General features: G+C 62.1%; 11 protein-coding genes. 10 read left to right on the top strand and 1 reads right to left on the bottom strand.

Translation table 11 applies throughout. The features are described from left to right. Positions 1–125: 125 nt before the first annotated feature. Positions 126–1262: an alpha-hydroxy acid oxidase gene (locus ABR948_RS15650; RefSeq protein WP_428119402.1), complete on the bottom strand. Its 1137-nt coding sequence runs from the start codon at positions 1260–1262 to the stop codon at positions 126–128. A gap of 116 nt (positions 1263–1378) precedes the next feature. Between ABR948_RS15650 and ABR948_RS15655 the strand changes: the two genes are divergently transcribed. The 10 genes from ABR948_RS15655 to ABR948_RS15700 all read left to right on the top strand — a co-directional run. Then, positions 1379–1546, top strand: coding sequence for a hypothetical protein (locus tag ABR948_RS15655; RefSeq protein WP_428119404.1), 168 nt, complete (start codon positions 1379–1381; stop codon positions 1544–1546). Positions 1547–1757: 211 nt separating this feature from the next. Continuing rightward, the gene (glmM, locus tag ABR948_RS15660) at positions 1758–3104 is read left to right on the top strand and encodes a phosphoglucosamine mutase (RefSeq protein ID WP_428119406.1); all 1347 of its coding nucleotides are present in this window, start codon (positions 1758–1760) and stop codon (positions 3102–3104) included. Positions 3105–3271: 167 nt separating this feature from the next. Further along, the gene (locus ABR948_RS15665) at positions 3272–4564 is read left to right on the top strand and encodes an MFS transporter (RefSeq protein WP_428119408.1); all 1293 of its coding nucleotides are present in this window, start codon (positions 3272–3274) and stop codon (positions 4562–4564) included. 250 nt (positions 4565–4814) lie between these two features. Continuing rightward, complete coding sequence (locus tag ABR948_RS15670; RefSeq protein WP_428119410.1) at positions 4815–5663, top strand: outer membrane protein; 849 nt, start codon at positions 4815–4817, stop codon at positions 5661–5663. A gap of 157 nt (positions 5664–5820) precedes the next feature. Beyond that, positions 5821–6714 (top strand): outer membrane protein, encoded by an 894-nt coding sequence (locus ABR948_RS15675; protein WP_428119412.1) that lies wholly within the window; start codon positions 5821–5823, stop codon positions 6712–6714. A gap of 95 nt (positions 6715–6809) precedes the next feature. Further along, positions 6810–7400 (top strand): glutathione S-transferase family protein, encoded by a 591-nt coding sequence (locus ABR948_RS15680; protein WP_428119414.1) that lies wholly within the window; start codon positions 6810–6812, stop codon positions 7398–7400. Positions 7401–7641: 241 nt separating this feature from the next. Then, complete coding sequence (locus ABR948_RS15685) at positions 7642–7836, top strand: hypothetical protein (protein ID WP_428119416.1); 195 nt, start codon at positions 7642–7644, stop codon at positions 7834–7836. 212 nt (positions 7837–8048) lie between these two features. Continuing rightward, positions 8049–9221 carry a phosphoserine transaminase gene (locus tag ABR948_RS15690; protein ID WP_428119418.1) on the top strand — a complete coding sequence of 391 codons (1173 nt, stop codon included), beginning with the start codon at positions 8049–8051 and terminating at the stop codon, positions 9219–9221. A 147-nt stretch (positions 9222–9368) separates the two neighbouring features. Further along, on the top strand, positions 9369–10958 hold the full coding sequence (serA, locus tag ABR948_RS15695) for a phosphoglycerate dehydrogenase (protein ID WP_428119420.1): 1590 nt from the start codon (positions 9369–9371) through the stop codon (positions 10956–10958). 136 nt (positions 10959–11094) lie between these two features. After that, a partial coding sequence (locus ABR948_RS15700; protein ID WP_428119422.1) for a cache domain-containing protein occupies positions 11095–11789 on the top strand: 695 nt, incomplete at its 3' end.

The following is an 11789-nucleotide window of genomic DNA, read 5'->3' on the forward strand; positions in this document are numbered from 1 at the left end:
ATGCGAAGCATCGCGGACGGGTGAGGGGTTTCGGTCTATCGATAGACCGTAACCCCTCATCCGGCGCTTCGCGCCACCTTCTCCCACAAGGGGAGAAGGGAAGTGAAGAAGGCGTCGCGACGAAATCAAATCGCCAGCACGTGGTCGTCGATCTCGGCGATGGTGTTGACGCCGCACAGGCCCATGGTGGTGGAGAGTTCCCTGGCGATCAGATCGATCGCCTTGGCGACGCCGGGGCCGCCGAAGGCGCCGAGGCCGTGAATGTAGGCCCGTCCGATCATGCAGGATTTGGCGCCGAGCGCCAGCGCGCGCATCACGTCCTGACCGGAGCGAATGCCGCCGTCGAACATGATTTCCATCTGTGAGCCGATGGCATCGACAATTTCCGGCAAGGCTTCGATCGACGACGGCGCGCCATCGAGCTGACGGCCGCCATGGTTGGAAACCACCAGCGCCTGGGCGCCGGTCTTCACCGCTTCATTGGCGTCCTCGACGTCGAGAATGCCCTTGAGGATCAGCTTGCCCGGCCAGATGCTGCGGATCCACTCGACATCCTTCCAGCTCAGCGTGGTGTCGAACTGGGTCGCGATCCAGGTCCCGAGCGCGGTGATGTCGTCGGTGCCCTTGAGATGGCCGACCAGATTGCCGAAGGTGCGGCGCTTGCCGCGCAGCACGCCGGCCACCCAGGCCGGCTTGGTGGCGAAATCGAAGAATTTCGACAGCGTCCATTCCGGCGGCACCGTCATGCCGTTCTTGATATCGGCATGGCGCTGCCCGATCACCTGCAGATCGACGGTCAGCACCAGCGCGCTGCACTTGGCCGCGATGGCGCGCTCGATCAGCGCCTTGATGAAGCCGCGGTCCTTCATCACGTACAGCTGAAACCAGAACGGCTTGTCGACATTGGCGGCGACATCCTCGATCGAACAGATCGACATCGTGCTCAATGTGTACGGAATTCCCGCGGCCTGCGCGGCGCGGCAGGCATGAATTTCGCCGTCGCCGAATTGCATGCCGGTCAGACCCACCGGCGCCAGGATCAGCGGCAACGCGGCCGGCTCGCCGATAATGGTGGTCGACAAATCGCGTTTCGAGACGTCGACCAGGATGCGCTGACGGAACTTGATCTGTTGAAGATCGTCGCGATTGGCGCGCAGCGTCTCCTCGGCATAGGAGCCGCGATCGGCGTAGTCGAAGAATGCCTTTGGCACCCTTCGCATGTGGCGCTGGCGCAGATCCTCGATGCAGGTGATGTGTTTCATGGACGTTCCGTTCCCGGCCCTTCTTGTATTTACCGCTTTGTCTGTTCATCTAGCATGGTTGGGGCCCCCGCAAAATCGCTTCACGGGAACAGGCTCCAACCCGAAAGGACGCTGCCATGACCGGACCGCGCGCCAAGCCCGAAGACGTCAAGGATGCCGACAAGCGCCGGCTTGACGAGGCGCTGGAGGAGGGGCTGGAGGAGACCTTTCCGGGCTCGGACCCGGTCAATGTCACCCAGCCGGCGCCCTCCAAAGCGGACCATCACGTCAAGCGCCGGGATTAAGTTGCCCCGGCCGGCAGCCTTGTGGGGCGTAATACGTGTATTAACAGTAGGTTAAGCGCCGGTCGCCGGATTGGCCGGTGGAAATGATTCATCATATTTTTTGAAGCCATTTTAGCGCCGGAGGCCTTATAACCCCCTGCACGCCATGAAGGTTGGGCGTTCGAGGCTTCTCCGGGTGGTTTGAGAATCCTTGAAAGCTGCTGGGGGTTACATGAGCCGCAAATATTTCGGTACGGATGGGATTAGGGGCCGTGCCAATGGTCTGATCACGCCGGAACTGGCGCTCAAGGTCGGGCAGGCGGCCGGACTGGTGTTCCAGCGCGGCGATCATCGCCACCGTGTCGTGATCGGCAAGGATACCCGGCTTTCCGGCTACATGATCGAATACGCGATGGTGGCCGGCTTCACCTCGGTCGGCATGGATGTGCTGCTGCTCGGCCCGATGCCGACGCCGGCGGTGGCGATGCTGACCAAGTCGATGCGCGCCGATCTCGGCGTGATGATTTCCGCTTCGCATAATCTGTTCGAAGACAATGGCATCAAGCTGTTCGGCCCGCAGGGCTTCAAACTGTCCGACGATGTCGAAAAGCAGATCGAGCAGTTGCTCGACGAATCGCTCGACAAGCGGCTGGCGCAGAGCGCCAGCCTCGGACGCGCCCGGCGTATCGACGGCGTGCATGACCGCTACATCGAATTCGCCAAGCGCACGCTGCCGCGCGATCTCAGCCTCGATGGCATGCGCGTGGTGATCGATTGCGCCAACGGCGCCGCCTACAAGGTGGTGCCGGAAGCGCTGTGGGAACTGGGCGCCGACGTCATTTCCATCGGCGTCGAGCCCGACGGCTTCAACATCAACAAGGAATGCGGATCCACCTCGCCGGAGGCGCTGAGCCGCAAGGTGCGCGAAATGCGCGCCGACATCGGCATCGCGCTCGATGGCGATGCCGACCGGGTCATCCTGGTCGACGAGCGCGGACATCTGGTCGACGGCGACCAGCTGCTCGCGGTGATCGCGCAAAGCTGGAAGGAAGACGGCCGTCTCGCCAAGCCCGGCATCGTCGCGACCGTGATGTCTAATCTGGGGCTGGAGCGTTTTCTCGAAGGCCAGGGCATCGAACTGGTCCGCACGCCGGTCGGCGACCGCTATGTGCTCGAGCAGATGCTGAGCCGCGGCTACAATCTTGGCGGCGAGCCCTCCGGCCACATCATCCTGTCGGATTACGCCACCACCGGTGACGGCTTTGTCGCGGCACTGCAGGTGCTTGCGGTGGTGCAGAAGCTTCGCCGTCCGGTCTCGGAAGTCTGTCACCGCTTCGACCCGTTGCCGCAGATCCTGAAGAATGTGCGCTATCGCAGCGGCAAGCCGCTCGACGATGCCGATGTCAAATCGGCGATTGTCGCCGGCGAAAAGCGGCTCAACGGCCATGGCCGGCTGCTGGTGCGCTCCTCCGGAACCGAACCGGTGATCCGCGTGATGGGCGAGGGCGACGACCGCATCCTGGTCGAGGAAGTGGTCGATCACATCGTCTCCGCGCTCGGCCACGCCGCCGCGGCCTGACGCGATCCGGTCCCGCTGCGCTATCCCTGCGGGGCAGGCCTTCGCTTGAAAGCACCATGTGGGCGCTGATCGCATCGCAGCCATTATCTAATGGTGGTGGTCGGCGCCGCCTGGCCATCGTAGGAAACGCCCGTGGCCGTGTTGCGAATCTTTTCAGGAATCGTCCCTTGAACAAGCCTGTCGTCGTTCCCGAACAAGCGCTGGTGGCGCCGGTGGTTGTGCCGGACGCGACGCCTTCTTTTGTCGCGACGCCTGCTTCTGCCGCGACGCCTGCGTCCGTCGCGAAGGCGGCGGCCGGCCCGGCCTATATCGTGCTCGCCGGCATCAGCTTCTCGCATTTTCTCAACGACACCATGCAGTCGCTGATCGCATCGGTGTATCCGATCCTGAAGGACAATTACGCGCTCGACTTCGCGCAGATCGGACTGATCACGCTGGCGTTCCAGTTCACCGCGTCGCTGCTGCAGCCGGTGATCGGACATTTCACCGACAAGAAGGCGCAGCCATTCTCGCTCGCGATCGGAATGGGATTTACCTTCTTCGGCCTGCTGCTGCTCAGCGTCGCCCAGCAATACGTCGTCATCCTGATCGCCGCGGCGCTGGTTGGTCTGGGCTCGGCGGTGTTCCATCCGGAATCGGCGCGCATCGCGCGCCTTGCTTCGGGCGGCCGCTTTGGGTTCGCGCAATCGGTGTTCCAGCTTGGCGGCAGCGCGGGAACCTCGATGGGGCCGCTGCTCGCGGCCTTGATCGTGGTGCCGTTCGGCCAGCCCAGCATCGCCTGGTTCTCGACGATCGCGTTTCTGGCGATCGTCATCCTGTGGCGGATCGGGCAGTGGTACAGACCGCAGATCACGACCCGGAAGGCGGCGCCGCTCGCGCTGCATCCTGATGCGCCGTCCCAGCGCCGCGTCATGATCGCGCTCATTGTGCTGGTGGCGCTGCTGTTCTCCAAGCAGCTCTACGTCTCGAGCCTGTCGAGCTATTACATTTTCTATCTGATCGACCGGTTCGGCGTCTCGACCCAGACGGCGCAGATCTATCTCTTTATCTTCCTGGCTTCGAACGCGGCCGGGGCGCTGTTCGGCGGTGCGCTCGGCGACCGTTTCGGCCGCAAGATCGTGATCTGGTTTTCGATTCTGGGCGCGCTGCCGTTCACGCTGGCGCTGCCCTATGCCGGTCTCTACGCCAGCGCGGTGCTGACGGTATTCATCGGCCTCATCATCTCCTCGACGACTTCCTCGATCATCGTGTTCGCGCAGGAACTGGTGCCGCACCGGTTCGGAATGATTTCCGGCGTCTTCTTCGGCGTCGCGTTCGGCATCGGCGGATTGGGCGCGGCCGTGCTCGGCAAGGTCGCCGACCACACCTCTATCGCCTTCGTCTACCAGGTGTGCGCGTTCCTGCCGGCGATCGGATTGCTCGCGATATTCCTGCCGAAGATGCCGCGAACCGCGCATTGACGCGGCGCGCAATGCTGAGGCCTTTCTCATCAACGCGGCTTTCCTCATCAACACATTGTTAGGGATTGTGGCGCTTCCGCCATTTTTTCCGGCGGATTTCTCGACGAAAAAATCTCCGAGTGCGCAAGAGATTATCAACCTTAAGAATTAGGGTTAAGCGCCGCTTAAACATTTGGTGCCATCGTCCGGCCGTGAGTTTTCGGATGTGAGGCCTCCGTTGTCTGCCTCACCGGACAAAAGGACGAAGCCAATGCGTAGCGTTAAGTATCTCATCGCCGCCGGAGCGGCATCCCTGTTGTCGTCCGCGGCATTCGCGGCCGACATGCCTTCCATCATGCCGGCCCCGCAGCAGTATTATGCGCCGCCGGCACAGGACTTCGGCGGCTGGTATCTGCGCGGCGATATCGGAATGACCAATTCCAAAGGCACGCTGCACGACAATTTATACGATACGCTGCCGGCCGGAACTTCGCTGCAGCAATTGGGCGAGGGATTCACCGGCGGCATGTCGTATGGACTTGGCGCCGGCTATCAATTCAACAGCTGGTTCCGCGCCGATGTCACCGGTGAGTACCGCTCCAGGGTAGGCTTCAGCGGAACCGATTTCACCATGTTCCCGAACGGTGGTGGTCCGCTGTCCGACGTCTATGCCGGCGGCTATACGAGCTGGGTCGGATTGATCAACGCCTATGCCGACCTCGGTACCTGGTGGTGCGTCACGCCGTTCGTCGGTGTCGGCGTCGGCGGTGCAAACCTTCGTACCACCGGCCTGCAGGACACCGGCACCTTGATCAGAGGCGGCGTCGTCCAGAGCGCCTCGTACTTCGCGCAGGGTGCTTCGACGACAAACCTGGCCTGGGCGGTCCATGCCGGTCTCGCCTACAAGGTCAACAACAACTTCACGATCGAACTGGCCTACCGCTATCTCGATATGGGCACCGCCGTGCACGGTTTCGGCAGCTCATTCGACGGCACCAATGCCGGTCCCTCGTCGTTCCAGTTCCGCGATTTGACCTCGCAGGATCTGCGGATCGGCGTGCGCTGGACCTGCTGCGAAGTCGAGACGCCGCCGCCGGCGCCGTTGATCCGCAAGGGCTGATCGCACTTTGATTTCTTAACGTTTGCTAACGGCGCGGGATGTTCCCGCGCCGTTTTGCCATCTGGCGGCGCGGCTTTCCGAAAAAGTGAAGTCGGTTTCCGACAAGGATCATCCTGATCGGAGCGCCATGACAACGATTGGTTAAGGTTAACAAGCCATGATCAACGCCAATTCCAGGGTGTTTCGATGGAGCGTTGCGATGCGTAGACTTCTGCTGGCGGCGGTGATGTTCGGAGCGGCGAGCGGTGCGCAGGCCGCCGACATGCCCGATTTCCTGCGTGGCTCGCTACCGGCGTCAAGTGCACCGACCAGGAACTGGGACGGCTGGTACGCCGGTGGTCAGGTCGGCTATTCGTGGACCAACACGGACTATGGGAAAACCGTCGTCTCCATGACCAATGATCTATTCCGCAACACGACGCTGGAAGATCCGACGTCTCAACTTACTTTGCTGGGCCGGGCCAACGGACGGAGCCCCGGGTTCGGAGGGTTCGTGGGACGCAACTATCAGTATGGCGACATCGTCCTGGGCGTCGAAGCGAATTATAACTATTTCTCGAGTCTTGGGACATCAACCGCCGCAACTTTGGGTCCGATTCAAGTCGCTGAGCCGGGCCTCATCCTGCCGCCCGGTGCCACCGCAGCAGATGGTGTGACGCTGAACGGTAATGCTGCGCTGCAGGTCAAGGACGAGATGACATTCCGCGGCCGCGCGGGCTGGGCAACCGGCGATTTCCTGCCCTATATGTTCGGCGGTCTTGCAGTCGGCCGCATGGACGTTACGCGCACGGTATCAAGTTCTGTTACCAGGACGATTAATTTTGCCGATGGAAGTTCGACCAGCTTTCCGCTCCCGCAGTTTGCGCTGACGACAACGGATGGGAGATCCAACAACTTCGTGGCCGGCTGGACCGCCGGTCTCGGCATGGAATATATGCTGTGGGGCAATGTTTTCCTGCGCGGCGAATGGGAATACGTCCAGTTTATGTCGATCAAGAACACCTCGGTCACGCAGAACAGCGTGCACGCCGGCATCGGCTATAAATTCTAGCCAGCGTGCCGCGCGGCTGGCTTGCGCTGCCCAATCCTGTTGACAGAATTCCTCCTGCCTGCTGGTCTGCTGCCTCCACGGAGGCCTCGGCGGCCATGAAAATCTACGGCGATCTCAATTCGGGTAATTGCCTGAAGGTGAAGTGGGTCTGCGACAGGCTGGCGCTGCCCTATGAATGGATTCCCGTCGACATCCTCAAGCGCGAGAGCCGCACCCCGCAATTCCTGAAACTCAACGGCGCGGGGCAGGTGCCGACGGTCGAATTCGACGATGGCCGCACCTTGGCGCAATCCAACGCCATTATTCGCTACCTCGCCCGGGACGATGACCTGATCCCGGCCGATGCCTTCGCCGCCGCCAAGATGGACGAATGGCTGTTCTGGGAACAGTTCAGCCATGAACCCTATATCGCGGGGTGCCGCTTCCAGATGGTCTATCTCGGCAAGCCGGCCTCCGATCTCGATCCGGACAAGATCAAGCGGGGCTATGCCGCGCTGGCGCGGATGGAGCATCAGCTCGCGCTGACGCGATTTCTGGTCGGCGATACGCTCTCGCTCGCCGACGTCGCGCTGCTGGCCTATACCAGACTGGCGCATGAGGGCGGCTTTCATCTCGACGGCTATGCCGCCGTGCGGCGCTGGATCGGCGAGGCCGAGAAAGTCCTCGGTCTGCCGCCGGCGCATTGAGATCATTTTCGCGTTGCGCCGAGCCAAGCTGGGACAACCTGCCGGGATGATATTGCGATTTTGAGACAGCCCGATTATTCGGCATTGATGAACGCCGTCCTTGTGGCAATTGTCAAACGGGTTTTGCCATTCGTTCCGGTTAACGCGCGATAAACCAGCCAGCCCTTCGTAATTTTTGCCGCGGAACGATCCGTGACAATTTGGCGTATCCCGTCGGGCTCGGGCAGCTTGGGGACCGCACATGAAAAATTACTCGATTATCAGGATCGGCAACGAATATGTCGTGCAGGCCGACGACCGGAGCGTCCTGAAAATAGCCAGCCGACGCAAAGCCGCGAGGCTTGTGACCGATGCCGCGGAATTGCTGGAGTCCCATCCGCCGCAGCCGGCGCAGGCCGAACCATCCATCGTCTGCGATCCCAAGGATCATACGTGATCCCGGGGGCATGCTTGATCCCCAGGGGTCATACTTGATCCCCGGGGTCACACTTGATCCCCGGGGTCAGGCTTGATCCCCGGGGTCAGGCTTGATCCCCAAGGTCGCACTTGATGCTTCCGAAGTTCCTTGACGATTCCGGACGATTCCCTTATGCACCGCGGCGGGACACCTCCCCCCAACGGGAGGCTTACTATCTGGAAGGATAGATCATGACCGCAGCGAAGCCTGCTTCGCGGCCGAACGTGCCGCATTTTTCCTCCGGCCCCTGTGCCAAGCGCCCCGGCTGGACTCCCCAAATCCTCAAGGAAGCCGCGCTCGGCCGTTCGCATCGCGCGAAAATCGGCAAGGCCAAGCTCAAGCTTGCGATCGAGCTGACCCGCGAAGTGCTCGAAGTGCCCGCGGGTTACAAGATCGGCATCGTGCCGGCGTCCGACACCGGCGCGGTCGAGATGGCGTTGTGGTCGCTGCTCGGCGCGCGGCCGGTGACGACGATCGCCTGGGAATCCTTCGGCGAAGGCTGGGTCAGCGATATCGTCAAGGAATTGAAGCTCAAGGACGTCACTAAACTGCATGCCGGCTATGGCGAAATCCCGGATCTGGGCAAGGCTGATCCCGCTTCCGACATCGTCTTCACCTGGAACGGCACCACGTCGGGCGTGCGCGTCCCCAATGCCGACTGGATCAAGGCGGACCGCGAAGGCCTCACCATTTGCGACGCGACCTCGGCGGCGTTCGCGCAGAAGCTCGATTGGGCCAAGCTCGATGTGGTGACGTTCTCCTGGCAAAAAGCGCTGGGCGGCGAGGCCGCGCATGGCATGCTGGTGCTCTCCCCGCGCGCGGTCGCGCGGCTCGAGAGCTACACGCCGGCCTGGCCGCTGCCGAAGATCTTCCGCATGACCAAGGGCGGCAAGCTCAACCAGGGCATTTTCGAGGGCGAGACCATCAACACGCCGTCGATGCTGTGCGTTGAAGACTATCTCGACGCGCTGGACTGGGCCAAGTCGGTCGGCGGCCTCAAGGGCTTGATGGCGCGTGCCGACGCCAACACCAAGGTGCTCGCCGACTGGAAGGCGAAAACGCCGTGGATCGACTTCCTGGCCAGCGATCCCGCCATCCGTTCCAACACCTCGGTGTGCATGAAGGTGGTCGATCCTGCGATCACGGCGCTGAGCCCGGATGCACAGGCGGATTTCGCCAAGAAGCTGGTCGCCCTGGTGGAGAAGGAAGGCGCCGGCTACGACTTCGCGCATTATCGCGATGCGCCCGCGGGCCTGCGCATCTGGTGCGGCGCTACCGTGGAAGCCAAGGACGTCTCATTGCTGACGCAGTGGATCGACTGGGCCTTCGCCGAGACCAAGTCCACGCTCGCCAAGGCGGCGTAAGTCGTTCCATCTCATCATCGTCATGGCCTGGCTTGACCCGGCCATCCATCAAAAAGACCCCCGGGATTTCTGCCGCAAAGACGCGCTTCGCGCTTTTGCCCCGGGGGTGACGATATCAAATGCATCGTCCACCAATGGATCGCACCAATGTCCAAACCCAAGGTTCTCATTTCCGACGCGCTGTCGCCCGCCGCCGTGCAGATTTTTAGGGATCGTGGGATCGACGTCGATTTCCAGCCCAATCTCGGCAAGGACAAGGACAAGCTCGCCGAGATCATCGGCAATTATGACGGCCTTGCGATCCGCTCGGCGACCAAGGCGACCGCGAAGATCATCGAGAAGGCCACGCGGCTGAAAGTGATCGGCCGCGCCGGGATCGGCGTCGACAATGTGGAGATCCCGGCGGCCACGGCGAAGGGCATCATCGTAATGAACACGCCGTTCGGCAATTCGATCACCACGGCCGAACACGCCATCACCCTGATGCTGGCGCTGGCGCGCGAAATTCCGCAGGCCGACGCCTCGACCCAGGCCGGCAAGTGGGAAAAGAACCGCTTCATGGGCGTCGAGATCACCGCCAAGACGCTGGGCGTGATCGGCTGCGGCAATATCGGCTCGATCGTCGCCGACCGCGCGCTCGGTCTGCGCATGAAGGTGATCGCGTTCGATCCGTTCCTGTCGCCGGAACGCGCCAAGGATATCGGCGTCGAGAAGGTCGAGCTTGACGATCTGTTCAAGCGGGCGGATTTCATCACGCTGCATACGCCCCTGACCGAGAAGACCAGGAACATCATCGATGCTGCGGCGCTGGCCAGGATGAAAAAGGGCGTGCGCATCGTCAATTGCGCGCGCGGCGGCCTGGTCGACGAGCAGGCGCTGGTCGATGCCCTGAATTCCAGGCATGTCGCCGGTGCTGCGTTCGACGTGTTCGTCGAGGAGCCCGCCATCACCAATGTGCTGTTCGGCCATCCCAACGTGATCTGCACGCCGCATCTTGGCGCCGCCACCACCGAGGCGCAGGAGAATGTCGCGCTGCAAGTTGCCGAGCAGATGTCGGACTACCTTCTGAACGGCGCTATTTCCAACGCGGTCAATTTCCCCTCGATCACCGCCGAAGAGGCGCCGAAGTTGAAGCCGTTCATCGCGCTGGCCGAAAAGCTCGGCTCGTTCGCAGGCCAGCTCACCGAAAGCGGCATCGCGAAAGTGCAGATCACCTATGAGGGCCACGTCGCCGAAATGAAGATCAAGGCGCTGACCTCGGCGGTGCTGTCGGGGCTGCTGCGGCCGATGCTGGGTGACGTCAACGTCGTCTCGGCGCCGGTCGTCGCCAAGGAACGCGGCATGGTGGTCGACGAGATCGCGCGCGCGGCACAGAGCGACTATGAGAGCCTGATCACCGTCACCGTCACGACCGAGCGGCAGGAACGCTCGGTGTCGGGTACGGTCTATGCCGACGGCAAGCCGCGGCTGGTCGACATCAAGGGCATTCGGGTCGATGCCGAATTCGGCAAGTCGATGATTTACATCACCAACGAAGACAAGCCCGGGTTCATCGGCAGCTTCGCGGGCCTGCTCGGCGCCGCCAAGATCAATATCGCGACCTTCCATCTCGGCCGCACCAAGCAGGGCGGCGATGCCATCGCGCTGGTCGAGATCGACGGCGCGATACCGGCGGATGTGCTCGCCAAGGTGCAGGCGTTGCCCCAGGTGAAGCAGGCCAAGGCGCTGGCGTTTTAGACAACGGGGTTTTTCACCCGCTCACGGCCGCATTAGGGCTTTCGTAACCAAGCGCTAACGGGTTGTACACTATCGTGAGGCGGATTCATTCCGCCAATCGTGCGCCTGTGTGCTCACTCCCCCCGGAGACATTCCCGTGAAGCTGAACAATCTGAAAGTCACCCCCAAGCTCGGCATCTTGGTGGGTGTCACACTGTTTGGCCTCTGTGTCGCCGGCGTGCTCGCCGGCTATCTGATGCAGCGCGAGATGCTGAACGCCCGGATCGATCAGGTCCGTTCGATCGTCGAGGTCGCCCGCAACATGGCGATCGGATTGCAGAAGCAGGTCGATGCCGGCCAGCTTACCAAGGATGCCGCGATCGCCGAATTTTCTCGCCGCGCGAATTCGATGACCTTCGATAATGGCGCCGGCTATTTGTTCGGTTCGACCATGGAAGGCGTCACCCTGATCGGTCCGGATCCCAAACTGCTCGGTCTCAACCGTCTTGACGTCATCACCAATGGCAAGGCGATCGGCCGCGAATGGCGCGACAACGTCGCGGCCAAGGGCGACTACACGATGTTTTATGAATTCGTCAAGCCGGGCCAGGACGCGCCGCTGCGCAAGGTTGCCTACGCGGCCGCGATCCCCGGCTGGAACATGTATATCGGAACCGGCGCCTATCTCGAAGATCTCGATGCCAAGCTGAAGCCAATCATCTGGGCGCTTGGTCTTGCGATCCTCCTTATCGCGGTGGTCTCGGGCGGCATCGCCTGGATGATCGGCCGCAGCATCAGCCGGCCGCTCGATCAGCTCGGCGCCCGCATGCGGGGGCTGGCCGACGGCGCGCT

The organism is Bradyrhizobium sp. (assembly GCF_050014615.1).
Taxonomy (GTDB): Bacteria; Pseudomonadota; Alphaproteobacteria; order Rhizobiales; family Xanthobacteraceae; genus Bradyrhizobium.